The sequence below is a fragment of the Micromonospora sp. FIMYZ51 genome (genome assembly GCF_038246755.1).
GTDB lineage: Bacteria > Actinomycetota > Actinomycetes > Mycobacteriales > Micromonosporaceae > Micromonospora.
Map to the genome: position 1 here is coordinate 2,118,760 of NZ_CP134706.1, position 24,391 is coordinate 2,143,150.

The following is a 24,391-nucleotide window of genomic DNA, read 5'->3' on the forward strand; positions in this document are numbered from 1 at the left end:
CCCGCGATGGGTACGCCCGGTGTCACGAAACAGTGGCGCCGGGCGTCTGGTGCGTGGACAGTCGACCGCGAGCGGACAGGAGGCACCCCATGGCGAGCGAGGACGGTCGTCCGGATCCGGCTACCGAGACCTTCGTCGCCCATCGCAACCTGCTCTTCACCGTCGCGTACGAGTTGCTCGGCTCGGCCGCCGACGCCGAGGACGTGCTCCAGGAGACCTGGCTGCGCTGGGCCGGCGTCGAGCTCGACACGGTCCGCGACCAGCGGGCCTACCTGGTCCGCATCACCACCCGGCAGGCGCTTACCCGGCTGCGTACGCTCGGCCGCCGCAAGGAGACCTACTTCGGCACGTGGCTGCCCGAGCCACTGCTGACCACCCCGGACGTGGCCGAGGACGTCGAGCTGGCCGAGAGCGTCTCGATGGCGATGCTGCTGGTGCTGGAGACGCTCACGCCGACCGAACGGGCCGTCTTCGTGCTGCGTGAGGTCTTCGACGTGGGCTACGACGAGATCGCCGAAGCCGTCGACAAGAGCCCGGTCGCGGTACGGCAGATCGCTCACCGGGCGCGGGCCCACGTCGCCGCGCGTCGGCCCCGGGAGACCGTCGACGTCCGCGAGACCCGGGCGGCGCTCGGTGCCTTCCAACGGGCGGTCGAAACCGGCGACCTGCAAGGTCTGCTCGACATCCTGGCGCCGGACGTCGTCCTGTTGGCCGACGGTGGTGGGGTCCGGCAGGCCCTGCCGAAGCCGGTCGTCGGGGCCGACAAGGCGGCGCGCCTGTTCACCACCGGCCTGAAGCGGGCCGACGGTGAACTCTCCGTCGAACCGGCGCTGATCAACGGGTCCCCGGCGCTTATCGTCCGGCTCAACGGGCAGCTCGACGGGGTGCTGGCGGTGCGGCTCGACAACCGCCTGGTCACCGGGCTCTACTACGTACGCAACCCGCAGAAGCTGTCCGGGGTGCAGCGGGAGATCAGGGTGAGCCGCTGAGCCCGCCCGGCCGACGTGCCTTCCCGCGAACCGTACGGCGTGCCGTAACATCGGTCTGTTTCCTTCCCAGGGCGGCGCGGAGGACCGCGTGGACGATGTGACCCTCCGGGCCCTGAACCTCCTTGAGGAGGCTCAGGCCGGCGGTGCCGCCCGAGTGCTTACCGTCGCCGAAGCGGCGCTGCGCGAACCCACCGGAGAGCTTCCCGACGGCCCGGCGGCGATGCACTTCGCGCGCGTCGTGGCGTTGACCCGGTTGGGCGACCTGCGCGCGGCCATCGCCGCCGCCGATCTGATGCTCGCCGCCGCGGATCGCGAGGGCAGCGCCGGCTGGCGCTCCTGCGCTCTGTCGCTGCGGGCCACCAGACGGCTGCGCCTCGGCGACCAGGACATCGCCGAGTACGACATCGAGGCGGTGCTACGCGATCTGGTGAGCGCGGAGACCGCCCTGCTCGCCGACGAACCCGACCCGGTCATCCGGGGCAACGCCCGCACCGGAATCGCCATCGGCTACGCCCAACTGCGCCTCTACGAGCTGGCCGGGCCGCAGTTCCAGGCCGCGTACGAGGCGGCCTGCCGGGCGTCGTACCCGGACAACGGCAACCGCGCGATGTGGCTGTGCAACCTGGCGGAGCTCAACCTGATGTGGGCGCTGGAGCTGTACCAGATAGGTCAGGTCGCCGAGGCGGAGAAACACACCACGGTCGCCGAGGAGTACGCGGTGCGGGCGGCGGCGGAGGCGTCCGGACCGCAGGCGGAGGTGTGGCGGCTGTCGGCGCTGCTGTACGCGGCCTGTTCCCGCGCCGACCGCCAGGACCCGGCGGGTGCGGCCGTCGACATCCCCCGGTACATCGGCCTGCTGGAGACCTTCGGCCTGCGGGAACAACACCAGGAGCTGCTGCTGTGCCGGCCCTTTCACGCCGTCGCGCTGCGTCGCTCGGGCCGGCCCGAGGAGGCGCTACGGGTCATCCAGGACGCCGTCGCCTCCCTCGCCCCCGATCCGGACTGGCTGATCTCGGCGGCCCTGCACCGCACGCACGCGGTGCTGCTGTCGGCCACCGGCTCGTCCGACGCCGTACCCGGGCTCACCTACGGTGACGCGCTTGCCGAACTGCTCTGGCGGCAGCGGCAGCGCTGGCTGCACACGGCGATGACGATGCAGTCGTACGACGTGCTGCGCTGGCAGCACGAGCAGGCCGAGCGGGCGGCGCGGACCGACCCGCTCACCGGGGTGGCCAACCGTCGCGGTCTGGACATCTTCCTGCGGAACCTGACCGCCCCCGGCACCGTCGCGGATCAACCGGTGGCGGTGTTGACCGTGGACATCGACCGGTTCAAGCAGATCAACGACTCGCTGGGGCACGCCACCGGCGACGATGTGCTGCGGGCCGTCGCGGAGCTGCTCACCAGCAAGGTACGCAAGGGTGACTTCGTGGCGCGGTTGGGCGGTGACGAGTTCGTGGCCATCCTGCCCGGCGCCGACACCGGGGCCGCCACCGAGGTGGCCAAGCGGACCGTGGCCGCCATCGCCGGCCTGACGGCCTGGCCGGTGAACGTCAGCGTCGGGGTCGCCAGTGGGCCGGCGTACCTGATCGACGAGACCCTCACCCGCGCCGACAGCGCCATGTACGCGGCCAAACGCGCGGGCGGCAACCGGGCCACGGCCAGCTCCTGACCTGCCAACGGCGAAGCGGCGGGGACCGGGTGCGCCGGGTGGGAGGGCCCCGCCCGCATGGCTGCCTGTGACGTCGGCCATCTTGACAGCCAGGCACCCGCAGCAATGTTTCAACGATTGCGGAAACCTGCCCCGATTTCGCCGACGACCAGTGACCTCAGCATTCGACAAGAACGGCAGGAATGTAGTGCAGGAAGTTCTGCCGGTTGTTCTGCCGGTCAATTCTCGGCGTTTCAACGCGGGCCATTTTGGCGACATAATCATGTAACCTCGCCCCTTCGTTCGATTCGCTAACGTCGGCACGGTCCGGCAATGGCCGGCAATTACCTGGGAGAGGGAGCATGCACCGAAAACTGATCCGACAATTGCTTGTCGGTGCGGCGGCGGGATTGACGTTGCTGCCGCTGGCTCCGCCGGTCGCCTCGGCGGCCCCGGTCGAGGCCGTGCAGTGGGCCCCCTGCGAGCAGGACGCGGAAGCCCTGTGCGGCACCCTTGAGGTGCCTGTCGACTGGGCCGATCCGGACGGCCCCTCGATCGCTCTGGCGCTGGCCAAGCGGCCGGCCACCGACCCGGCCGTGCGGCGCGGATCGCTTGTGGTCAACCCGGGTGGGCCGGGTGGCTCGGGGGTCGACGCGGCACTGTGGGGCGGATACAGCGACGACCTCCGTCGGCACTTCGACATTCTCGGGTTCGATCCGCGTGGCGTGGCCCGCAGCGCGCCGGTCCGGTGTTCGCTCGACAAGATCCTGGAGTTGCCGGCCGGACCGATCAAAACGGCCACCGACTTCGCCACCATGGTCACCGCGAGCCGGGCCCTGGCCGACGACTGCCGTACGCACACCGGTCCGGTTTTCGACCACGTGGACACGCTTCAGGTAATTCGTGACATCGACGCCATCCGGGCGGCGGTCGGTGACGACAAACTGACCTTCTTCGGAATGTCGTACGGCACGCTGATGGCCCAGCAATATGCGGAGCTGTATCCGGACCGGGTGCGGGCCCTCGTCGCGGACAGCACGATGGACCACAGCCAGGACGCCCGGGGCTTCGCCGTCACCCAGGCGGCCACCGGGCAGGACACGTTCAACGAGTTCGTCGCCGGCTGCGCCCGGCTCACCGAGTGTGCCCTGTACGGCCGCGACATCCGGCAGTTCTGGCGGCGACTGCTGGAGCGTGCCGACCGTGGCGAACTGCCGGACCCGGACGACCCGAGCTACAAGATCACCAAGCTGGACCTGGTCAACTTCGTGCTGGGCAACCTGAACTACCAGCCCTACTGGCTCGGAATCGCCAGTGAGCTGGAGCGGCTCGACGCCGGCCGCCCGTCGACCACGCCGGCTGCCCCGGCCCGCCGGTCGGCCGAGAACGAGCCGACGGTCGTCTCCTTCGCGTACCAGGCGGTTCTCTGTCAGGACTGGAACCTCAAGGCCAGCGACTACGCCGAGTGGCGCTCGATCCTCGCCGCCGCCCAGGCCGCCGCGCCGGATCTGCCGGACCCGCCCCGGGCGGCGGTGGGCGCGATCTGCCTGGGCTGGCCGACCCCGGCGAACAACCCGCAGCGTCGGATCACCCCGACCAACGAGGCGAAGCTGCTCTTCGCCAACTCGCTGCACGACCCCGCCACCGGCTACAACTGGGCGCTGGGCGCCGCCGACCAGTTCGGCGACCGCGCCGAGCTGCTCACCTATGAGGGCTGGGGACACATCGTCTACGGCCGGGTGGCCTGCGCCGACGAGGCGATCGACCGGTACCTGATCGACCTGGTCGTACCGGCGCCGGGCACCCGGTGCGCTGCCGCCCCGCCGCCGGGCACCACCGCGGACGACGCCCGTGGCCGTTCCGCGGGCCCGCCGGAGGGACCGGCCCCGGAGATGCTTCCGCTGCGCGCGGAGCCGGAGCTGCCGACCTGGCTGCGCTGAGCTGACACCCCGTGGTGGCCGGGACCCGATCGGGTCCCGGCCACCACCGTGCCACGCCTCGGTGGCCAGGCGTCATGATTGGCGCGTGAGAATCCTGTCCATCCAGTCGTCGGTCGCCTACGGCCACGTCGGCAACTCGGCGGCCGTCTTTCCCCTGCAACGGCTCGGTCACGAGGTCTGGCCGGTGCTGACGGTCCATTTTTCCAACCACACCGGGTACGGCGCGTGGCGCGGCCCGCTGCTGCCGCCCGCCGACGTGGCCGAGGTGATCGCGGGCATCGCGGACCGTGGGGTCCTGGGCGACGCCGACGCGGTCCTGTCGGGTTACCAGGGCGACCCGGCGATGGGCGCGGTGATCCTCGACGCGGTGACGCTTGTGAAGACCGCGAACCCGGACGCGGTCTACTGCTGCGACCCGGTGATGGGCGACGTCGGGCGGGGGATGTTCGTCCGGCCCGGCATCCCGGAGTACCTGCGCGACGTGGTGGTCCCGCGCGCCGACATCATCACCCCGAACCACTTCGAGCTGGACTTCCTCGCCGGCCGTAGCACCAACTCGCTGCCCGAGCTGTTGGCGGCGGTCGACGTGGTACGCGCGACCGGGCCACGGCACGTCCTGGTGACAAGCGTGCTGCACGGCGACCTGCCGGCCGGGACGCTGGAGGTGGTGGCCGTCTCGGACGAGGGCGCCTGGGCGGTGACCACGCCGCTGCTGCCGATCAATCCGAACGGCGGCGGCGACGTGACCGCCGCGCTGTACCTGGCGCACCTGACCACGACGGGTTCGCCCGCGACGGCCCTGGAACGCACAGTCGCCTCCGTCTTCACCGTCCTCGAGACGACCCTCGCGGCGGGCACCCGGGAGATCCAGCTGGTCGCCGCCCAGGACGCGATCGCCGAGCCGCCGACCCGGTTCACCGCCCGCCAGCTGCGCTGACGCCCCCACCGCAAGTTCCCCGGCCGCGTCCTGATGCGCGAGTCGACGCTCCCCGCCGGCTGACCGCACGAGGACCTACCGTCACCGGTGCGGCGCCTGTCGCCGCTGCCCGTCGACCCGACCAGAGCGGCTATTCGTCGCAGGCGTCCTGGAACTGGGCAAGGTACTCGTCAAGCGGCTGGAGGCCGACCCGGGCGCGCCGCTCGTGCACCCCGGCCTCGTCCGCGATCGGCTTCGGCACCGGGCGGCCCTGCTCGCATCCGCCGAACTGGGTGCCGTAGATCTGCGGTCGTCCGGAGTTCACCGCGACCCGATCCGCCAGATAGGCCAGCTCGGTCGCGTCGGCGGTCCCGGCGGCCACCGCCTCGCACATCAGTCCCAGCGCCCGACGCTGAAACGCGACGTCGTGATCGGCGTGCTGGGCCATCGTCGATGGCTCGGGTGCCAGGCGGGTCAACCGCTCTGCCCGGTGGGCCGGACCTGCTCGAAGTGGAACTCGCGAATGAAACAGTCACGTGGTTGACCGACGGCGAAGAGCACGCAGTCGACCACCGACCGCGCGGTGAGATCGTGGTCGGCCTGCCGGGGCCCCTCCTGCACGAAGTCCGGTGGAAACAGCGAGATCACCCGGATCCCGGCCGGCCGCAGCCGGTACGACAGGATCTCGGCCAGCCCGGCGTGGGCGTGTTTGGCGGCGTAGAACGCGGGATGCGCACCCGATCGGCGGTGCCCCACCTCGCCGCAGGCCGAGATCAGGTTGACGATGTCGGGCCGCGTCGAAGCCCGCAGCAGCGGCAGCAGGTGTTTGGTCACCAACATGGTGCCGGTCCCACCCGCCGCCATCACCCCTTCGATCTCGTCGTCGGAGGCGTCTGCCAGGTCGTCGCCGTCGGCATAGGGCGCACCGTTGTTGACCAGCACGTCGAGGTGATCCGTCCGGGCGACCAGGGCGGCGGCGAACGCCCGCACCGAATCCGGTACGGCGAGATCACAACGGAACGCCTCGGCCCGGCCCGGTCCCCGCCGGCTGATCGCCGCCGCGACCCGCTCGGCCGCCGTCAGGTCACGGGCCGACAGGAACACCTGGGCCCCGCGCTGCGCGAAGGCTTCGGCCAGCAGCCGCCCGGTGTCACGTGCGGCGCCGGTGATGGCAACGTTCAGGCCGTGGAGATTCATGACCAACAGCGAAGCACCTGCACCCTGGTTCAGGTCAACGGGACACCCACCCGCCCTGGTCCAGGTACCGGATCGAACGCCGCCGACCCGCACGATGAGGATTCGACGGATGTACTGTCCGTAGTAGGGGTTCGCTTCTGATTCGTCCAGCCTGCTATCCGGGAGCGTCGCCGTGTCACACGTCGATCCGCGCTTCGGTGCCCAACTGCGTGCGCTTCGGACCAAGCACGGGTTGTCGCTGCGTGCGCTCGGTCAGCTCGCGCATCGAGGCAAGAGCCACCTGCACGACCTGGAGAGCGGCGCGAAGGCTCCCACACCCGAGACGGCCCGGCACCTCGATGAGGTGCTGCGGGCGGACGGGACACTTGCCCGTCTCGTGGACCAGCCCGTCGACCACGACGCTGAGGCCAGCGAGTTGCTGGCCCGGGTGCGGGCCACCGATGTGAGTGCCGAAACGCTCGCGCGGATCGAGGCGAGCGTGGACGACCTGGCGAGCGCGTACGCGACCACCCGGCCGGTTGATCTGCTGCCGAGGGTGCGAAGGCAGTTGGCCTACGTAGGGCGGCTGTTTGACGGGCGTGGGACGCTGGCACAGCGTCGGCGCCTTGTCGTTGCGGGTGGTTGGTTGACGGTGCTGCGGGCTACGGTGCACATCGATCTCCTGCAACGCTCTGCGGCCGGCGCACATCTGGGCACCGCCATGGCGCTCGCAGAGCATGGTGAGCATCCCGAGATCCAGGCGTGGTGTCTGGAGACGCAGGCGTGGGACTGGCTCACCCGGGGGGATTATCAGCGGGCCATCGACCTTTCGCAGCAGGCCCAGCGGTTGGCGCCTCCGGGTAGTTCGGCGCATATCCAGGCGACCGCCCAGGAGGCGCGGGTGTGGGCGCGGCTGGGTGACGTGCGGCTGACGCGCGATGCGCTGGATCGGTTGGCGCGGTTGACGGCGAACCTGCCGGTGCCGGAGCGGGCCGAGCACCACTACCGGTACGACCCGACGAAGGCGTTGGCGTACACGGCGACGACGCTGTCGTGGGCCGGTGACCCGGCCGCCGAGCAGATCGCGCGGACTGCGTTGGCGGAGTTGGATCCGCGTGGCGATGGTGGGGATCGACCACGGCGATCCGCGTCCGCGCGTCTGGACCTCGCCATGGCGTTGCTGGCCGCCGATCAGCCGGACGAGGCCAGCGCGGTGGCCGCCGACGCGGTGCGGTCGGGTCGGGTGGTGTCGTCGAACTGGTGGCGGGCGCGCGAGGTACTCCGGCGGCTGGAGTTGACCGGCACGGCGGAGACGGCGGCATTCCGTGAGGTCTACGAGGCGCACCGGCCCGAGACTCGCTAGCGGACAACAGGCCTCCCCAGCGGACAGCCGATCGCTTTCCGTCACCGCCTGTTCACCCGATGCTAGGGCGAGGGCGGGATCAGCACAGCCAGGTCGGCGACGCGACCAGACACCCGCCCGTAGCCGGGTGCGGCGGCCCGAACAGGCACTGCGCCCCTGCCAGCGGAGGTGAGGATGAGCGGCCAGGACAACGCCGACCGGCCCAGCAGAGGCGAGCAGATCGACGCCGCCGAACGGGAAGCAGCCAAACGTCGGTTGCTCGCCCAAGCCGAGGCAGAGCGGATACCCGTGGAGGAGACGACGCGCGCGGTGCCCGATCGGCGGTGGCGTCGTGACCGGTGACCCGAGACCGATCGGGCGGCGCGTCGCCTACCTGCGGGTACGGCGGGGATTGTCGCAGCAGTCGTTGGCCGATCGCCTGGGGAAGTCAAAGAGTTGGGTGGACAAGGTCGAACGCGGAGTGCGCTCGTTGGAGCGGGTATCGACCATCCGAGAGATCGCCGTCGTGCTGCGGGTCGACGCCGCGACCCTGCTCGGCCGGGACGCCCAGCCCGTCGAGGTGGCTGAGCGCAGCGAAGGCGTCGCACGGATTCGAGCGGCGCTGTCGACGTACGAGATGGCCCTCGGCCGTCCGTCAGCCCGCCTGAAGGTGATGCCGCCGGATCGGTTGGCCCGGGAGGTAGGGCACGCGTGGGCCACCTACCAGCACGCGCGGTATCCGCACCTGGTCGAGCTGGTGCCGACGCTGCTGACCGAGGCGCACCGTACCCACGCCCGTTACCCGGCGGGCCGGGCGCTGGTGGTGGAGGCGTACCGGGTGACGGCGGCGTTGCTGGTGAAGCTGGACGAAGCCAATCTTGCCTGGCTCGCAGCCGACCGGGCGATGTCCGCCGCGACCGGTGACCGGACAGCGCTGGCGTGTGCGGCGGTCCAGCTCGGCCAGGTATTGCGGGCATCAGCGCGGGCAAGGTCGGTGATGCTGACTGCCGCCTATCAGATCGCTCCACCCGACCTCGACGCAGGCACACCACAGGAGCTGTCGCTGTGCGGATCACTGCTCGTGCAGGCCGCCCTGATAGCAGCCAGGTGCGGCAACGACCGCACCACCGCTGACCTGCTGGACGAAGCCGCCGAGATGGCCGCCCGAGTTGGGGATGGACACGACCATCACCGAACTGCGTTCGGGCCGACTGCTGTCGAGCTGGCCCGGGTCACCGCCGCCGTGGAACTTGGCGACGGACCGGAGGCGCTCGCCCGGCATGAGAAGGCGATCGGGCGCGACGGGTGGCAATGGCTGCCGGTCGAACACCGGGCGGCACACCTGGTCGACGCGGCCCGCGCGTACCTCCAGTCCGACGACGCCGCCAACGCGGCCCGGCTGCTGATGCAGACCGACAGCCTCGCGCCCGCCGAAGTCCGGCACCGGCCGGCGGTGCGGGAGGTGATCGCCCAGGTCGCCCGCGAACCGGACGCCCCAGCGATGATCACGCAGCTCGCCATCGCTCTCGGGCTGGTCTGAAGATGGCCGTTTCTGTCCCTGGCCGAGATCCCACTGATTTCTTGGGTCGGGTTGTCGAATCCGGCGGTGGCCGTTCGACGTTTTGATGACAGCACCACCGATGAAGGAGAACCACGATGCGTCAGCTGATCGTCACCGAGTTCATGTCTCTCGACGGCGTCATCGACTCGCCGGGCGGTGGCGACCACCCGCACGCCGGCTGGACGTTCAAGGACGTCCCGATGGACGAGGCGGCGTACGAGATCAAGGGCCGTGAGCAGGAGGAGGCCGGCGCGCTGTTGATCGGCCGGGTGAGCTACGACGAGTTTGCGCCGATCTGGCCCAAGATGGAGGAGTTCGCCGAGTACAACGCGATGCCGAAGTACGTCGTCTCGACCACCCTCACCGACCCGGAGTGGCACAACACCACGGTGCTGCGTTCGCTCGACGAGGTTGCCGAGCTCAAGCGGGGCGACGGTGGCTCGATTCTGGTGCACGGCAGCGCCACGCTCGCGCAGAACCTCGCCGCCGCCGGCCTCGTCGACCGGTACCACCTGCTGATCTTCCCGATCCTGCTCGGCAGTGGCAAGCGGCTCTTCGCGCCGGAGGATGCCGAGAAGCAGAAGCTGGCGCTGGTCGAGCACGCCACGTACGGCAACGGTGTGCAGTTGGCCGTGTACGACGTGCTGCGCTGAGCGGCGGGCCCCTGGTCTGCGGCGGCCCGGGCGGGCAGGATTGGGCAGGTGGACATCGAGCCGATCGACGCGGCGCCGGTCCGGCCGTTCCGGCGGACCGTGTTGCGGCAGCGTTGGGAGGATCTCGTCTTCCTGCACTGGCCGGTGCAGCCGGCCGCGGTGGCGCCCCTGCTGCCCGCCGGGACCCGCCCGGACACCCTCGACGGGGTGAGCTACGTCGGGCTGATCGGCTTCCGCATGGTCGGGGTGGGGCTCGGCCGTGGACCGGGCGTGCCGTACCTCGGCAGCTTCTGGGAGACGAACGTCCGGCTCTACTCGGTCGACGACCTGGGGCGGCGGGCAGTGGTGTTCCGCTCGCTCGACGCCTCCCGGCTGATTCCGGTGCTGGTGGCCCGGGCATCGCTGCGGTTGCCGTACATGTGGTCGGCGATGCGGCTGGAACGCGACGGTGACCGGCTGCGATACCACTGCCGCCGACGCTGGCCCGGGCCCGCCGGCACGACGAGCCGCATCGAGGTCCGGGTGGGGGAGCCCATCGCCGACCCGAGCCCGCTGGAACACTTCCTCACCGCCCGGTGGGGCCTGCACACCCGGCTGTTCGGGCGTACCCGGCACCTGCCGAACTGGCATCCCCGTTGGCCGCTGCACCGGGCCGAGTTGTTGTCTCTGAGTGATGAGCTGATCACTGTGGGCGGTCTCGCGCCGCCGGTCGGCCCGCCGGCCAGCGTGCTCTACTCGCCCAGCGTACCGGTCCGCTTCGGCCCGCTGAGCTGACCAGACGGCGACGGCGGTCGCTCGCGCGGCCCTTGGTGACAGGGCTCGTCGATGTCCGCAGCGAAGCGTTATTTAACTGATCCATGACGGGCGTCAGAATTTCTTGACATCTAGTTCATCGTGCCGAACCATGACCAACAACACAGCGGCGTGCCCTCACGCAGCGGTACCACACCTGCAGGTCCGAGGCATCCCGCCGGTTTTGACGCACCGACCCCCTCTGCCCAGGAAGGGCCTCGTCAATGAAGAAGGTCATGGCTCTCGGGCTGATCGCGGCCACCGCGATCGCCCTCACTGGATGTACTGACTCCGATGCGTCCCCGACCGAACAGGGCGACGGCGACCTGCGCCAGGTCCGGGTCGCGGCGCTACCCATCACCGAGACCGCCGCTCTCTGGGGCGGCATCAAGGCGGGGCTCTTCGAGAAGCACGGACTCCAGGTCGAGGTGCTGCCCGCCCAGGGCGGCGCGCAGGCCATCCCTGCTCTGATCAACGGCGACATCGACTTCGCCATCGGCCAGCCGTTCGGTCCGTTCCGGGCCGACCTCCAGGACCTCGGCGTGGTGGTGATCGGCAACTACGCGTCGTCCTACGCGGAAGGCGACGACATCAACGCCGTCGTGGCGTCGGCGAAGTCCGGCATCAAGCGCCCCGCCGACCTCGCGGGCAAGCGGGTGTCGGTAAACAGCCTCGGTGCGGCCGGCGACGTGACCATCATGGCCGCGGTGGAGAAGGACGGCGGCGACCCGTCCACGATCAAGTTCGTCGAGGTCGCCTTCCCCGACGTGCCGGCCCAGCTCGAAGCGGGCAACATCGACGCCGGCTGGGTGCCGGAGCCCTTCGTCACGCAGCTGAAGAGCCGCGGCGACACCTTCATCGTCGCGCCGTACCAGGCGGTCGTCCCGGGGCTGACCACCCTCACCACCTTCACCACCACGAAGAAGGCGGAGTCGGACGCCAAGCTTGTCGACGACTTCACCGCGGCCATGAAGGAGACGCTCGCCTGGGCACAGGACTCCGCCAACGAGGCGGCGGTCCGGCAGGCCATCAAGGACAACCTCCAGCTTCCGGAGCCGGTCGCGGACTCGGTGAAGCTGCCGGCCTTCGGCTGGGAGCTCGACCGGACGAGCATGCAGACGCTCGCCGAGCTGGCCCAGAAGTACAAGGTCCTCGACAACCAGCCCAACTTCGACCGCCTCATCCAGCAGCGGTAACCGGCACGCGCACCCCCTCCCCGGTACCCGGTACCCGGGAGGGGGTCGCCACCGACCGACCACGGGAGTGATATGCGCGTGCCATCCACCCGGCGCCTGCGCGCGGTGCGCAAGGCACTGCTGGGCACCGTCGGCCTTGCCGGATTCCTCGTCATCTGGCAGTTGATCCCGACGCTGGGCCTGATCAACTCGCAGTACCTGCCGTACGTGACGGACGTCGTCGCGCGGCTGTTGGAGGAGTCCCGCGACCTCGCCTTCTGGCGGCGGTTGGGTGCCACCATGACGTCCTGGGCGATCGGCCTGGCGGTGGCGACGCTCGCCGCGGTCGTCCTCGGCACGATCGTCGGCCTGGTGCCGGTCCTGCGGCGCGCGACCCACACCATGGTCGAGTTCCTCCGGCCGATCCCGTCGGTCGCCCTCATTCCGCTCGCGGTGCTGATGTTCGGCATCCAGCGGCAGGCGGCGCTCGTCATCATCATCTACGCGTCGTTCTGGCAGGTGTTCGTGCAGATGATCTACGGCGTCGCGGATGTGGACTCGGTCGCCCGCGACACCGCGCGAAGCTTCGGCCTCACCCGCCGCGAGCGGCTGTCGCACCTGGTGCTGCCGACCGCCCTGCCGTACCTGATGACCGGTCTCCGGCTCGCCGCGGCGGTCGCCCTCATCCTGGCCATCACCGCCGAGATGGTGATCGGCAATCCCGGCCTCGGCCGCATGATCGAGCTTTCCCGCTCGGCCGGCGACTCCGTCGGCCTGTACGCCTTCGTCGTGGTCACCGGCCTGCTCGGGTTGCTGGTGAACCTCGTCTTCCGGTTCATCGAGCGCCGGTCGCTCTCCTGGCACCAGTCCATACGAGGGGAGGATGTCCGGTGACCACGCGTACCGGTGACATCGCCACGGCGCGTCGCGGACGCGGCGTCGGGGCCCGCATCGCCGCGAGCCTGCTCTACGCGCTCGGGCTGCCGTTCCTGCTCCTGGTGATCTGGGCGCTGGCGGCGACGAGGTCGACGAACCGGTTCTTCCCCGATCCGGTCACGATCTTCGAAGCGTTCGTGGACACCTGGGTCGGCCCGGCCTTCGTGGAGGACGTGCTGCCGAGCCTGTACCGCCTCGGCCTCGGCATCGTCGCGTCGATCGTCATCGGGGTGGCCGCCGGCACCGTCATCGGGCTGGTCCACTGGCTGCGTGAACTCCTCGAACCGCTGCTGGAGTTCTTCCGGGCCATCCCACCGCCGGTGCTGATCCCCGTGGTGATGCTGCTGCTCGGCATCACCGACACGATGAAGGTCGTGGTCATCATCTCCGGTGCGGTCTGGCCCATTCTGCTGAACACCATCGAGGGCGTCCGGGCGACCGACAGCGTGATGACCGAGACCGCGCGCTCGTTCCAGGTGACCTGGTGGGAGCGGCTCCGGTACCTCGTGCTCCCGGCGGCCAGCCCGCGCATCATGGCCGGCGTCCGGCAGGGCCTCTCGGTCGCCCTCATCCTGATGGTGATCTCCGAGATGTTCGCCTCGTCCTCCGGGCTCGGCTACCGGATCGCGTACTTCCAACGGAACTACCTCGTCGCCGAGATGTGGAGCGGGATTCTCCTGCTCGGCCTCGTCGGTGTCTTCCTCGCCGTGGCATTCGGCCTCGTCGAGCGGCGCGTTCTGCGCTGGTACCACGGAATCAGGGAGGTTTCCCGTGCCTGACCGGAGCACCCTGCTGCGGGTGGAACACCTGCGGAAGGTCTACGAATCCGCAAACGGCGACGTCGAGGCGATCGGCGACATCAACTTCACCATGCACGCGGGCGAACTCGTCTGCATCGTCGGACCCTCGGGCTGTGGCAAGACCACGCTGCTGAAGTGCCTCGCCGGTCTGCTCCGGCCGACCAGTGGTGTGGTCGAGATGGACGGCGCGCCGGTGACCGGTCCGAGCGCGGCCATGGCGGTGGTCTTCCAGGAGTACGGGCGCAGCCTCTACCCGTGGTTGACCGTGCGGGGCAACGTCGAGTTGCCGCTGCGCCACAAGAAGCTCTCCCGCACCGAGCGGGCGAAGCTCGTCACCGACGCCCTGGAGGCGGTGGGCCTGGCACACGCGGCGGGCAGCCACCCGTGGCAGCTCTCCGGCGGGATGCAGCAGCGGGTGGCGATCGCCCGGGCCATCGCGTACCAGCCCGAAGTGATGATCATGGACGAGCCGTTCGCGGCCGTCGACGCGCAGACCCGCGCGGACCTGGAGGACCTGGTACGCGAGCTGCATGTGACCCGAAACATGTCGATCGTCTTCGTCACGCACGACATCGACGAATCGGTCTATTTGGGGGAGCGCGTCCTAGTATTGTCGGCGTCGCCGACCTGGGTGCAGGAAGATCTCGCGATCGATCTACCGCCGGAGCGTGATCAGATCACCACCCGGGCGTTGCCCCGTTTCACGGAACTGCGGACCCACGTCTATGACCAGATCCAGCGGGCCAAACGTGGGGATACCGTCGCCGCTCGATCGGCGCCGTGATCCTCATCGACGAGGAGGATCGCCGAGAGGGGGGACTGTGCGCAGCCGGCAGCCGAAGCAACTGTTGCTCGCGTTCTTCGGTGAGCACGTGGTCGATGCCGCCGTCGGCCCGATCCGGGCAAGCGCGCTGATCGGCGTGCTCGAAGGTGCCGGTGTCGCCGCCCCGGCGACCCGGGCCACCCTTGATCGACTGGTGCACAGCGGCGTCCTCGCGCGCAGCCGGAGCGGCCGGGAGATCCTCTTCTCGCTCACCGAGCACGGCACGGCGGTGCTGCGCGAGGCGACGCACCGGGTACGCGGACCCCGGCCCTTCGACCCGCAGGGCACGGGATGGACCCTTGTCACCTTCTCGATTCCCGAGCACCAGCGGATGCTCCGGCACCGGTTGCGGTCGACCCTCACCTGGGAGGGCTTCGCGCCGATCCGGGACGGTCTGTGGCTGGCGCCGGGCGAGGTCGACCTCGCCGGATCGCTGGGACCCCTGCGGCAGGACCTTCCCGTCAACGCGGTGGTCGCCTTCCACGCGCGCGAGCTCTCCGGGTTCCCGATCGGCGAGAGCGTCCGCGCCGCCTGGGACATCGAGGCGATCCGGCGCGAACACCTCGCCTTCATCGAGATCTGGGACGACCCGGCCGCTGCCTCGCTGGCGCCGAGTGCGTTGACCGTGCGGACGATGCTCGTGGCGGACTGGCTCGCGCTGCTGCGCGCCGATCCTCGGCTGCCCAGCGATTTCATGGACGCGCAATGGCCCGCCACCCGATCGGCGGAGGTCTACCGGCGGATGCACGAGCGCCTGGCCGGTGACTCCGCGGCCGAGTTCACCGCGCTTGTCACGCAGGGCACGGCCGGGCCGCGCTTTCTGCGTCGCCAGGGCGGTTCCCGTGGCGGACCGGCCACCGCGGACACCGGTGCCGGTTGACGTCGAGCGCAGTGCGCAGCGCTCCGGCCCAGGACGCTGTCGCCCTGGGCCGGAGTGGTGCTGCGCTGTCGGTCGGGCCGATCAGCTGAAGTTCACGTCACTGCACCACATGTAGGCCTGGTCGAGGTGGGATGCCTGCCAGATCACGAAGAGAATGTGGTGTCCGGTGTAACCGGAGGTCGAGACGTTGAACGAGATGTTCTGTGCCGGCGCGTACCGCCCGGTCTGCGTGATGAAGTCGAGGTTCCCCCAGCCGAGGGTCTGGGTGGCCGGGTTGAACCCCTGCTTGCTGATGTAGACGCGGAAGTAGTCGGCACCGTGGCTGGCCTGGTCGTACAGCTGGACGGTGAAGTTGCGGCTGACGTTGGTCTTCCGCCACGCGCCCGGCTGGTTCAGGCTGTTGTTGCGGGAGAGGCCGTTGCTGCACAGCTGGCCGTCCGGGGTGCGGGCCTGGAACTGGCCGCCCAGGCCGTCCCGGAGCGCGCTCATCCAGTTCCACATGGTGTCCGGGTTCGCCTGGAAGGCCCGGTAGCACATCGGGTCCTGCTGCTGCATGGCCGGGTTCATGTGCTGGCTGCCCCAGCTCTGCCAGCACTGGTAGGCGCGGGAGGCCGGGTTGACGATGGTGCCGTGGGCCTGGGCCGTTCCGGTCCAGGTCACCATGCCGACCATCAGGCTGAAGAGCAGCACGAGCGCCCGGACGGGTCGACGGCCGGACTGTCGGAGCTTCGGTGTACGCACGGTGTGTCCTCCGTTCAGCGCTCATAATCGGTGGTGGGTGGGAGCGCTTCCAGGAGTATGGCACCGGCAGGTCGAGGCATCAACCGATGTCGATCGGTAATGCGCAATGTCGAGGTTGGGGGAATTGACCCGGTGCAGGTCAGGGCTCACTTTACTGCGGATTGACCGAAAGTTTCGGTTACTGATCAATCGCCTCGAAGCGGGACCGAAGGTCCGCCTTGCGGACCTTTCCCGACGCGGTGCGCGGCAAGTCGTCCACGACCACGACGTGTTTCGGCAGCTTGTAGCGGGCGATCTTGCCGTCGAGGAACTCCCGTACACGCTCGGTGTCGACGGCCACGCCCTCCCGTACGGTGAGCACCGCCCAGGGCACCTCTCCCCAGCGTGCGTCCGGAACGCCGATGACCGCCGCCCCGGTCACCCCGTCCAACTCGTTGAGCAGGCGTTCGATCTCCGGCGGGTAGATGTTCTCGCCGCCCGAGATGATCATGTCCTTGAGTCGACCGGCGATGTAGAGGTAGCCGTCGTCGTCGAGGTAGCCGAGGTCCCCGGAACGGAACCAGCCGTCCTCGGTGAACGCGGCCGCTGTCTCCGCCGGCAGCCCGTGGTAGCCCGGGAAGACGTTCGGCCCGGCGATCTCGATCTCGCCGATGGTGCCGGCCGGCACCGGCGCGCCGTCGGAGTCGGCGATCCGTACGTCGGTGAAGAAGTGCGGCAGACCCACGCTGCCCTGCTTGGCACGGGTCATCGCGGGGGGTAGCGCGGTCGCCCCCGGCGAAGCCTCCGTCATGCCGTAACCCTGCGAGAACGACAACCCCCGCGCCTCGTACGCGTTGAGCACGCGAACCGGCACCGCCGAGCCGCCGCAGGTGAGCTTGGCCAGCGTGGACAGGTCGGTGCCGGCCCAGGCCGGATGGTCGGCCATCAGCTGGTAGGTGGTCGGCACGCCGCTGAGCATGGTGACCCCGTGCCGCTCGATCTGCGCCAACGCCCGCCCCGGCTCGAACCCCTTCTCCAGCACGATGGTGGCGCCCTTGAGAAGCACCGGCAGCGCGCCCATGCCGAGGGAGGCGACGTGGAACAGCGGCGAGATCATGAGCGCGACGTCGGTCGAGACCACGTCGTAGTCCACGATGCAGTTGAGCGCGACCCAGGTGAGGTTCCGGTGGGTCAGCACCGCGCCCTTGGCCCTGCCGGTCGTGCCCGAGGTGTAGACGATGGCCGCCGGGTCGTCGGGGTTGACCTGCCCGTCGATCGGCTCGGCGGTGGTGGCAGCCGCCAGCCGGGCCAGCCCGGGCCGGTCGGCGGTGCCGTCGCCGGTGACGATGACGTGCGCGGTCCCGGCCGTGTCGACGGCGCCGGCCACCCGTTCGGCGAACTCGGGATCGTGAATCAGCACCCGTGCGGCGCAGTCGGTCAGCACGTGCGCGATCTCGGGCGGCGCGAGCCGGGTGTTTACCGGCACGAAGACGGCACCCAGCTGCGCGGCACCGAACATCACCCGGAGGAACTCGGGGCTGTTCTCGCCCAGGTAGGCGACGGCGTCACCCTTACCGACGCCGTGGTGCCGCAGCAGCGCCGAGATGCGGTCCGCGCCGTCCGCCAACTGCCGGTACGTCACCGTCGACTCGTCGTGCACGAGGGCGATCTTGTCGGGTGACTTCAGCCGACGTTTCGCCATCCAGGCGCCGATTCCCTGCTGGTGCATCATCAGTCTCCCGGTGGTGGAGGCGGTGGTGCGCACGGCGAGCGTGCTCAGGCGTAGAAGCGGTACAGGCCGCGCGCGACGACGGCGGGCTTGGCGCCGCCCTCGATCTCGATGGTCTGGTCGACGGTGATCTGGTAGCCGCCCCGAATCTCGGCGACCTCGGCGACGACCGCCCGCATCCGCACCCGCGACCCGACCGTGACGGGAGCCGGGAAGCGCACCTTGTCGAGACCGTAGTTCACCTTCGTGGTCACGCCCTTGACCTCAAGCAACTCCGTCCAGAACGGTACGGCGAGCGAGAGGGTGAGGAAGCCGTGGGCGATCGGGGCGCCGAACGGGCCGTCCTTGGCCCGCTCGGGGTCGACGTGGATCCACTGGTGGTCGTCGGTCGCGTCGGCGAAGAGGTTCACCTGCTCCTGGGTGACCGTCCGGTACTCGGTCTGACCGAGGTCGGTGCCGGCGAGTTCGGGAAGCTGGTCGTACGCGATTGTCGTCGTCATGGGCTTCCTCCCGTGGTCGTCAAACGGATGTGGCCGGGTCCGCCAGGCGCAGCAGCCGGGCGGCGTTGTCCTTCAGGATGCCCGGGAGCACCTCGGGCTTGAGATCGATGGTGGCCACGTCGCGCAGCCAGCGGTCCGGAGTGAGCAGCGGGAAGTCCGTGCCGAAGAGCACCCGGTGCTTCAACATCGTGTTGGCGTGCCGTACCAGCGTGGCCGGAAAGTACTTCGGGCTCCAGCCGGACAGGTCGATCCAGGTGTTCAGCTTGTGCGTCGCCACCGACAGCGCCTCGTCCTGCCACGGCACGGAGGGGTGCGCCATGATGATCTGTAGCTGCGGGAACTCCGCCGCGATGGGATCGAGCAGTATCGGGTTCGACAGTCCCAGCCGGAAGCCGTAGCCGCCCGGCATCCCGGCGCCGATGCCGGTCTGCCCGGTGTGGAACAGCGCCGGTACGCCCGCCGACTCGAGCAGGCCCCACAGTGGCGCGTACTCCTCGTGGCTCGGATCGAAACCCTGCACGGTGGGGTGGAACTTGAAGCCGCGTACGCCCTCCTCCTCGATCAGCCGGGCGGCCAGGTCGAGGGCGGCCGTGCCGGTGCGCGGGTCGACCGACCCGAAGGGGATCAGGACGTCGGCGTGCTCGGCGGCGGCGCGGGCGAGGTCGACGCTGGACAGCGGCGGGTGCGCCAGTTGCGTGCGGGCGTCCACGGTGAAGACCACCGCCGCCATCCGGCGTTCCCGGTAGTACTGCGCGACCGCGTCGATCGCCGGGCGCGGCCCGTCCGTCCGGAAGTACTTCGACACCGCCGCCACCAGCGGGTCGGGCAGCGAGTTGTGGCCGTGGTCGTCGACCTCGATGTGCACGTGCATGTCGATCGCCGTGACGGCGGCGAGGTCGATGGCGGGCTGGTACATGACTCGGGAACCTCCGTGACTCAGGAGGCCTCGGCCTTGAACTCCTCGGGCAGCTCCGGGAAGCGTTCGCCGACGCTCTGGAGCGCACCGGCGAACTGCGCCGGCCACGCCTCGACCAGCGCGTCGTAGCTCCAGCCGCCCTCCTGGTAGGCGGTCAGTGCCGCCTCCGGGTGGGTCCAGATCTGAATGCGGTCGCCGCCGACCCCGATCACCTGCCCGGTCACCGCCGCGGCTGCGTCGGAGCCGAGGAACGCGATGAGGCCGGCCACGTCGTCGGCCGTGCCGAAGCCGAGCTCGTGCCGGAAGAACGCCGGCATCGGCTCGCCGTTGGCGTCGGCTTGCACGGCGGCGGCGAAGTAGGGGACCGTGGCGGTCATGGCGGTCGCGGCCACCGGTACGACGGTGTTTGCGGTGATGCCGGCGCGCTTGAGTTCGAGCGCCCAGGTGCGCACCATGCCGACGATGCCGGCCTTGGCCGCCGCGTAGTTGGTCTGGCCGAAGGTGCCACGCTGGCCGGTGGGGGAGCCGATGCAGATGATCCGTCCGCCCTCGCCGGCCGCCCGCATGTGCCGCACCGCCGCGCGTACCGTGGTGAAGGTGCCGCGCAGGTGCACGTTGATCACGGTGTCGAAGTCGTCGTCGGTCATCTTCCACAGCACGGTGTCGCGCAGCACGCCCGCGTTGGTGACCAGGATGTCGAGCCGCCCGAAGCTCTCGACCGCCGCGGCGACCAACTGCTCCGCCGTCTCGGTCGGGCCGACCGGGGCGACCACCGCGACGGCCTGCCCGCCGAGCGCCTGGATCGCGGCGACCGCGTCGGCCGCGGCCTGCGCATCGACGTCGTTCACCACGACGGACGCGCCCCGCCGGGCGAGTTCCTGCGCGTACGCGAGGCCGAGACCTCGTCCGGACCCGGTGACGATCGCGACTTTGCCGTCCAGCGACATGGAAGCTCCTTTGCGTCTGACCCAGATCTGAGCACGAATCGTTGAGAATGTCAATTATTTGTGAAGCTTGATACCATCGTCGCCATGTCCCCCACGGAGAAGACCCGGCCGACTGGACGCGACAGTCTGCGGGACAGTGTGCTCGGCGGGGACCTGATCTTTCTGCTCGCCCGCGCCAACGCGCTCACCCTCGCCGCGGCGAACGCCGCCCTCGCGCAGCACGGGCTCAAGGCGCGCTCCTATTCCGTGCTGGCGCTGGCCGCCGACGAGGCCCGCCCCACCCAGCGGGAACTGGCCGAGTTTCTCCGCCTGGACCCGAGCCAGGTCGTCGCCCTCGTCGACGGGTTGGAGCAGCGCCGGCTGATCGAGCGGCAGACCGACCCGGCCGACCGGCGGGCCAACGTCCTCGTCGCCACCGACGCGGGCCGGGACCTGTTCGCCCGCGCGCAGGAATCGGCGCGTGCCGTGGAGCTGGGCCTGCTCGCCACCGTGACACCCGAGGACCACGAGCGGCTCGCCGAACTGCTGCGGCTGCTGGCCTTCCCCGACTGACGAGCAACTCCGCCACAGCCGGACCGGGCAGCGCCGCACGCGCTGCCCGGTCCGGGCGGTACCTACTGTTCGGAAGCGGAGCCAGGTCGGGTCAGAAGCGAATCCAGGTCTGGCGCAGCGGCACCTGGCCGACGCCGGGCTTCGACCAGTCGCAGACGCCGCCGGGGAAGACCGCCCGCAGGCGCTGCCACTGGCTGTCGCTGAACGTCACCGCGTAGTGCGTCCGCTTCAGCGGCTTCAGCTGGCACTTGAGCACCGCCGACGTGGTCGGCCCGCCGGCCACTACCCGGGGGTTGCGATGGTAGGGGAAGAGCTGGTTGCACCGGGCGGACGAGTTGAGCGTCAGCTTCTCCACGATCCGCCTGCCGTCCGGTGCCACGCAGCTGTCGACCACCCCGCGTGGCCGGGAAAGCCGGGTGAGCGCGACCGGGTCCAGATGCGGGCGGTCCGCCGCCAGCCTGGTCCGGGCGGTCAGCCAGGCATCCATGTCGGCAAGCGCCTGCTCCTGGGCCGCCGTGGTGGCGGCACCCGGCGGGCTGGTGACGCTTGCGTGGTTGTCGGCGTGACCGTTCGCCTTCAGCAGGCGCTCCCGCATCGTCCAGGACCGGAACCGGTCGTGGAAGTCGCCGGTGGGATCGGTGTAGCCGCGCGTCTCGATGATCGGAGTCCAGCGCAGCCCACCGTCGAACTGGTTGATCCGGCCGGTCGCGTACGCCACCCTGATCGCGTCGACGTTCGCCGAGGTGCGGTGCGGCGTCCGGTTGCCCTCGACGTCCAGGCCGCCGATGCCCTCGTTGAGCCGGACGAACTGCTCCGGGCTGAGCACGCCGGCCTGGAGCGGCTGGAGGCCGTACTGCACACCGACGGTGTCCGGGATGATCGGCCGGCCCGCGCCGTTGCGGTCGACGCCGTACACGTTGGAGATGAAGTCCGCCATGGCGCAGCGGATGCCGTCCGGGTTGGTGACCGGGTGGTAGCGCAGCTGCGCGGGGACATGGTTCGGGCAGGCGGTGGGCCAGTCGACGCTGTCGAAGAACTGGTAGCCGGTGCAGGTGTCCGGGCTGCCGAAGCCGGACACGGCCTGCCGCTGGGCGGTGGAGAGCCCGGCCGCGGTCGCCGCCTGCGAGATGAACCGGCACTCGTGGCCACTGATCGTGGTGGAGCGCTCGTCCGGGTAGCCGATGTGCCCGATGACCCCGTCGAGGATGCCGGGGTAGGCGTTCGAGATCAGCAACTGCTGCATGGTGCCGGCCGAGGCACCCCAGCCCATGGTGAAGTCCGGTACGCCGTACGTCTCGCTGAAGTGTTCCTTGACCATCATGGCGGTCTCGGCGGAGGTGACGTCGTTGCAGTTGTGGGCGTAGACGTTGAAGGTGGCGCTGGCGACCGCGTAGCCGCGACCGAGCAGCGTGTGGTCGATGACCCCGCCGGTGCTGGTGGCCTGGGTGTAGCCGATGCCGCAGGCGCCACCGAAGGTGTAGACCAGCCGGTTGTTCCAGCCTCGGGTCGCCGTCCACGGGTCGGGCGTCGGCGTGCCCGGCTGGTGCAGCAGCGCGATCTCGTACACCGCGCGGTTGATGGTGCCGCGTTCGATCCGTACCACGTACGGCACGGTCCGGCCGGCCGTGGTGGTCGTGCTGGCCACGTCCTTGGGCAGCGGGCCGGCGGGCAGGTCGACGAAGCTGCCCGCGGTGTTGCGGTACCGGTAGGTCACCTGCGGCTCGGCCACGTGACAGTTCCGGTCCACCGGGCCGAGGTGCCAGGGGGCGTCCGCCGCCGTGCAGAAGAGCGGGATGTGCGGCCCGGAGAAGACCGGGCCGGCGGCCGGGTGGTTGACGAGCGTCAAGGTGGCGGTGGGTCGGCCCTTGCCCAACCCGTTGGCGCGGACCTCGAGCCGGTTGCGGCCCAGCGCGAGGGTGTCCACCAGGCCGAGCAGCGTCCGCTGGTCACCGGCGGGCCGGAACCGCTTGGTCACGTCGCGGCCGTCGACGCGCACCCGCACCTGATGCGGCGGTACGGTGCGCGGCACGCCGATGCGGATCAGGGCGTCGCCGCCGCTGATCGTGTCCGGGCGGCCGGAGACGACCGCCACGTCGAAATCACGGTCGATGCCCTTGCCGCCGCCGGCACCAGCCGGGGTGGCGGAGCCGCTGATCAGCGCCGTCGCGACGAACGCGGTAAGCAGCACCCGCGCGGATCGTTGCCTGGTCTTCGCCTTGAATTGATGGAAGTGCATGGGGGAACCCCTCTCAGCCGGGGACGGTGCGGCTGGACCTCCTGGTCAAATGCGTACCGGCAACGTAATGCGAAATAAGACCACGAGTCAATGACTTTGCAGTGTATCTACGTCTGGAAGTGCTCCGGCGCGATCTCCGGGTGCCGGCCCGGGGCCGGGGCAGGCGTCGGAGTCAGGCGTGGTCGGGGGTGTGGACCAGGGCCTCGAAGCGCTTCTGGGCGAGCGGGGCCAGCGCCTCCGAGGCGTTCAGGAACACCGTCCGCGCCTCGGCGCGCGGAAAGGACGGCGGCAGGAACCGGGCCGGCAGATCAGGGTCGGCCCCCACCAGTGCCCGCCAGTCGTTTACCAGTTCGGTGCGTTGGACCAGCGCCTCCGCCGGCGACACCTCGCCCGCCACCGCCCGGCGGGCCAGGTCGCGGTAGCGATCCAGGAAATCCTGGTAGCCGGCGGCAAGTTCGTCGATGTGCCAGGCGGCCTCGAGCCGGGCCAGCCCGCTGGGCAGCAGTTCCAGATCCCGCGAGCGCAGCACCACCGCGTCGGTGATGCCCAGTTCGCTGAGCTGCTCGCGTACCTCGTCGAACCGGTCGTGCGGGGTCACCCAGGTGGCGTCGTACAACGGCCAGAAGGTCAACCAGCGCAGCCGGGCCCGCAGCAGCCGGCGCTGGTTCGCATCGTCAAGCGGCAGGGTGAACGCGATAAGCGTCCAGCTGCCGTCCCAGGCGCTCTCGTCGGTGGTGGCGAAGATGCGGCGGGCACCCCGTTGCAGGATGTGCCACGCCGGCTCGGTGAGCCGGTAGCTGGTCCGCCGGCCCTCCTTGGTCCGGGTCAGCATCCCCCGCTGGGTCAACCGGGCGAGCGTCGCGCGGGCGTTGGCGGGCGCGATGTCGAACTCGGTGAGCACCGCGACCAGACCCCCCGACGGCAACGGCGAGCGGCCGGCGTGCCAGTGGTCACCGAGCAGGGTCACCAGGAGTCGTTGCGCCCGGGCCCGCCCCACCGCCGCCGCCCGGCTCGACGGTGCCGCCGCCGGCAGCCCGTGCAGGCCGTCGTCGTCCATCATCGTCCGCCGTCGCTGGGTGCGCGGGTGCCGGGCTGGTCGGAGGCTGTGCGGAGAACGAACACCCGGATACGTTACTGCCTCCGGTGACCAGGCGGTA

At 70.2% G+C, this 24,391-nt stretch carries 24 protein-coding genes; 15 read left to right on the plus strand and 9 right to left on the minus strand.

Annotation, left to right across the window (positions count from 1 at the left end; all coding sequences use genetic code 11):
* Positions 1–89: 89 nt before the first annotated feature.
* The 4 genes from QQG74_RS10405 to pdxY all read left to right on the plus strand — a co-directional run bounded on the left by QQG74_RS10405 (position 90) and on the right by pdxY (position 5,517).
* Positions 90–989 carry an RNA polymerase sigma-70 factor gene (locus tag QQG74_RS10405; protein WP_341720083.1) on the plus strand — a complete coding sequence of 300 codons (900 nt, stop codon included), beginning with the start codon at positions 90–92 and terminating at the stop codon, positions 987–989.
* A gap of 88 nt (positions 990–1,077) precedes the next feature.
* A complete protein-coding gene (locus QQG74_RS10410; protein ID WP_341720084.1) occupies positions 1,078–2,661 on the plus strand; it encodes a GGDEF domain-containing protein in 1,584 nt (527 codons plus the stop codon).
* 341 nt (positions 2,662–3,002) lie between these two features.
* Positions 3,003–4,580 (plus strand): alpha/beta hydrolase, encoded by a 1,578-nt coding sequence (locus QQG74_RS10415; RefSeq protein ID WP_341720085.1) that lies wholly within the window; start codon positions 3,003–3,005, stop codon positions 4,578–4,580.
* A gap of 85 nt (positions 4,581–4,665) precedes the next feature.
* A complete protein-coding gene (gene pdxY / locus QQG74_RS10420) occupies positions 4,666–5,517 on the plus strand; it encodes a pyridoxal kinase PdxY (RefSeq protein WP_341720086.1) in 852 nt (283 codons plus the stop codon).
* 130 nt (positions 5,518–5,647) lie between these two features.
* Here the strand turns inward: pdxY and QQG74_RS10425 are convergent, their stop codons facing one another.
* Positions 5,648–5,944 carry a DUF6624 domain-containing protein gene (locus QQG74_RS10425; protein ID WP_341720087.1) on the minus strand — a complete coding sequence of 99 codons (297 nt, stop codon included), beginning with the start codon at positions 5,942–5,944 and terminating at the stop codon, positions 5,648–5,650.
* 26 nt (positions 5,945–5,970) lie between these two features.
* Positions 5,971–6,693 (minus strand): SDR family oxidoreductase, encoded by a 723-nt coding sequence (locus QQG74_RS10430; protein ID WP_341720088.1) that lies wholly within the window; start codon positions 6,691–6,693, stop codon positions 5,971–5,973.
* A 172-nt stretch (positions 6,694–6,865) separates the two neighbouring features.
* Between QQG74_RS10430 and QQG74_RS10435 the strand changes: the two genes are divergently transcribed.
* The 10 genes from QQG74_RS10435 (at position 6,866) to QQG74_RS10480 (ending at position 15,634) form a co-directional block, all read left to right on the plus strand.
* Positions 6,866–8,035: a helix-turn-helix domain-containing protein gene (locus tag QQG74_RS10435; protein ID WP_341720089.1), complete on the plus strand. Its 1,170-nt coding sequence runs from the start codon at positions 6,866–6,868 to the stop codon at positions 8,033–8,035.
* Positions 8,036–8,209: 174 nt separating this feature from the next.
* Complete coding sequence (locus tag QQG74_RS10440; protein WP_341720090.1) at positions 8,210–8,377, plus strand: hypothetical protein; 168 nt, start codon at positions 8,210–8,212, stop codon at positions 8,375–8,377.
* Entirely contained in the window at positions 8,367–9,554 is a 1,188-nt protein-coding gene (locus QQG74_RS10445; RefSeq protein ID WP_341720091.1) for a helix-turn-helix domain-containing protein, read from the plus strand. Before QQG74_RS10440 ends, QQG74_RS10445 begins: the two co-directional genes overlap by 11 nt.
* Positions 9,555–9,670: 116 nt before the next feature.
* On the plus strand, positions 9,671–10,228 hold the full coding sequence (locus QQG74_RS10450; protein ID WP_341720092.1) for a dihydrofolate reductase family protein: 558 nt from the start codon (positions 9,671–9,673) through the stop codon (positions 10,226–10,228).
* Between the two features lie 48 nt (positions 10,229–10,276).
* Positions 10,277–11,002 (plus strand): DUF2071 domain-containing protein, encoded by a 726-nt coding sequence (locus QQG74_RS10455; RefSeq protein ID WP_341720093.1) that lies wholly within the window; start codon positions 10,277–10,279, stop codon positions 11,000–11,002.
* Positions 11,003–11,244: 242 nt separating this feature from the next.
* Positions 11,245–12,216 carry an ABC transporter substrate-binding protein gene (locus QQG74_RS10460; RefSeq protein WP_341720094.1) on the plus strand — a complete coding sequence of 324 codons (972 nt, stop codon included), beginning with the start codon at positions 11,245–11,247 and terminating at the stop codon, positions 12,214–12,216.
* A 78-nt stretch (positions 12,217–12,294) separates the two neighbouring features.
* Positions 12,295–13,089, plus strand: a complete 795-nt coding sequence (locus tag QQG74_RS10465; RefSeq protein ID WP_341720095.1) for an ABC transporter permease — start codon at positions 12,295–12,297, stop codon at positions 13,087–13,089.
* A complete protein-coding gene (locus QQG74_RS10470) occupies positions 13,086–13,910 on the plus strand; it encodes an ABC transporter permease (protein WP_341720096.1) in 825 nt (274 codons plus the stop codon). Before QQG74_RS10465 ends, QQG74_RS10470 begins: the two co-directional genes overlap by 4 nt.
* Positions 13,903–14,715 (plus strand): ABC transporter ATP-binding protein, encoded by an 813-nt coding sequence (locus QQG74_RS10475; protein ID WP_341720097.1) that lies wholly within the window; start codon positions 13,903–13,905, stop codon positions 14,713–14,715. Before QQG74_RS10470 ends, QQG74_RS10475 begins: the two co-directional genes overlap by 8 nt.
* Before the next feature lie 37 nt (positions 14,716–14,752).
* Entirely contained in the window at positions 14,753–15,634 is an 882-nt protein-coding gene (locus QQG74_RS10480; RefSeq protein ID WP_341720098.1) for a PaaX family transcriptional regulator C-terminal domain-containing protein, read from the plus strand.
* Positions 15,635–15,715: 81 nt separating this feature from the next.
* Here the strand turns inward: QQG74_RS10480 and QQG74_RS10485 are convergent, their stop codons facing one another.
* From QQG74_RS10485 to QQG74_RS10505, 5 genes are all read right to left on the minus strand, one after another.
* Complete coding sequence (locus QQG74_RS10485; RefSeq protein WP_341720099.1) at positions 15,716–16,375, minus strand: lytic polysaccharide monooxygenase; 660 nt, start codon at positions 16,373–16,375, stop codon at positions 15,716–15,718.
* A gap of 178 nt (positions 16,376–16,553) precedes the next feature.
* Positions 16,554–18,086, minus strand: coding sequence for a long-chain fatty acid--CoA ligase (locus QQG74_RS10490; RefSeq protein WP_341720100.1), 1,533 nt, complete (start codon positions 18,084–18,086; stop codon positions 16,554–16,556).
* A gap of 44 nt (positions 18,087–18,130) precedes the next feature.
* Positions 18,131–18,583, minus strand: a complete 453-nt coding sequence (locus QQG74_RS10495) for a MaoC family dehydratase (RefSeq protein WP_341720101.1) — start codon at positions 18,581–18,583, stop codon at positions 18,131–18,133.
* Positions 18,584–18,602: 19 nt separating this feature from the next.
* Positions 18,603–19,499 (minus strand): amidohydrolase family protein, encoded by an 897-nt coding sequence (locus tag QQG74_RS10500; RefSeq protein ID WP_341720102.1) that lies wholly within the window; start codon positions 19,497–19,499, stop codon positions 18,603–18,605.
* 20 nt (positions 19,500–19,519) lie between these two features.
* Positions 19,520–20,446, minus strand: coding sequence for an SDR family NAD(P)-dependent oxidoreductase (locus tag QQG74_RS10505; RefSeq protein ID WP_341720103.1), 927 nt, complete (start codon positions 20,444–20,446; stop codon positions 19,520–19,522).
* 84 nt (positions 20,447–20,530) lie between these two features.
* On the opposite strand from QQG74_RS10505, the gene QQG74_RS10510 reads away from it, so the two are divergent.
* Positions 20,531–20,998 (plus strand): MarR family transcriptional regulator, encoded by a 468-nt coding sequence (locus QQG74_RS10510; RefSeq protein ID WP_341720104.1) that lies wholly within the window; start codon positions 20,531–20,533, stop codon positions 20,996–20,998.
* 91 nt (positions 20,999–21,089) lie between these two features.
* Here QQG74_RS10510 and QQG74_RS10515 read toward each other — a convergent pair whose 3' ends face one another.
* Both QQG74_RS10515 and QQG74_RS10520 read right to left on the minus strand, forming a co-directional pair.
* Positions 21,090–23,234 (minus strand): DUF6351 family protein, encoded by a 2,145-nt coding sequence (locus QQG74_RS10515; RefSeq protein ID WP_341720105.1) that lies wholly within the window; start codon positions 23,232–23,234, stop codon positions 21,090–21,092.
* Positions 23,235–23,406: 172 nt separating this feature from the next.
* Positions 23,407–24,294, minus strand: a complete 888-nt coding sequence (locus QQG74_RS10520; RefSeq protein WP_341720106.1) for a PaaX family transcriptional regulator C-terminal domain-containing protein — start codon at positions 24,292–24,294, stop codon at positions 23,407–23,409.
* Between the last annotated feature and the right edge of the window lie 97 nt (positions 24,295–24,391).

Coding starts and splice junctions, on each gene's coding strand:
- QQG74_RS10405 (WP_341720083.1), top strand. CDS start 90: ATGGCGAGCGAGGACGGTCGTCCGGATCCGGCTACCGAGACCTTCGTC.
- QQG74_RS10515 (WP_341720105.1), bottom strand. CDS start 23,234: ATGCACTTCCATCAATTCAAGGCGAAGACCAGGCAACGATCCGCGCGG.
- QQG74_RS10520 (WP_341720106.1), bottom strand. CDS start 24,294: ATGATGGACGACGACGGCCTGCACGGGCTGCCGGCGGCGGCACCGTCG.
- QQG74_RS10430 (WP_341720088.1), bottom strand. CDS start 6,693: ATGAATCTCCACGGCCTGAACGTTGCCATCACCGGCGCCGCACGTGAC.
- QQG74_RS10505 (WP_341720103.1), bottom strand. CDS start 20,446: ATGTCGCTGGACGGCAAAGTCGCGATCGTCACCGGGTCCGGACGAGGT.
- QQG74_RS10460 (WP_341720094.1), top strand. CDS start 11,245: ATGAAGAAGGTCATGGCTCTCGGGCTGATCGCGGCCACCGCGATCGCC.
- QQG74_RS10490 (WP_341720100.1), bottom strand. CDS start 18,086: ATGATGCACCAGCAGGGAATCGGCGCCTGGATGGCGAAACGTCGGCTG.
- QQG74_RS10495 (WP_341720101.1), bottom strand. CDS start 18,583: ATGACGACGACAATCGCGTACGACCAGCTTCCCGAACTCGCCGGCACC.
- QQG74_RS10440 (WP_341720090.1), top strand. CDS start 8,210: ATGAGCGGCCAGGACAACGCCGACCGGCCCAGCAGAGGCGAGCAGATC.
- QQG74_RS10415 (WP_341720085.1), top strand. CDS start 3,003: ATGCACCGAAAACTGATCCGACAATTGCTTGTCGGTGCGGCGGCGGGA.
- QQG74_RS10510 (WP_341720104.1), top strand. CDS start 20,531: ATGTCCCCCACGGAGAAGACCCGGCCGACTGGACGCGACAGTCTGCGG.
- QQG74_RS10425 (WP_341720087.1), bottom strand. CDS start 5,944: ATGGCCCAGCACGCCGATCACGACGTCGCGTTTCAGCGTCGGGCGCTG.
- QQG74_RS10450 (WP_341720092.1), top strand. CDS start 9,671: ATGCGTCAGCTGATCGTCACCGAGTTCATGTCTCTCGACGGCGTCATC.
- QQG74_RS10500 (WP_341720102.1), bottom strand. CDS start 19,499: ATGTACCAGCCCGCCATCGACCTCGCCGCCGTCACGGCGATCGACATG.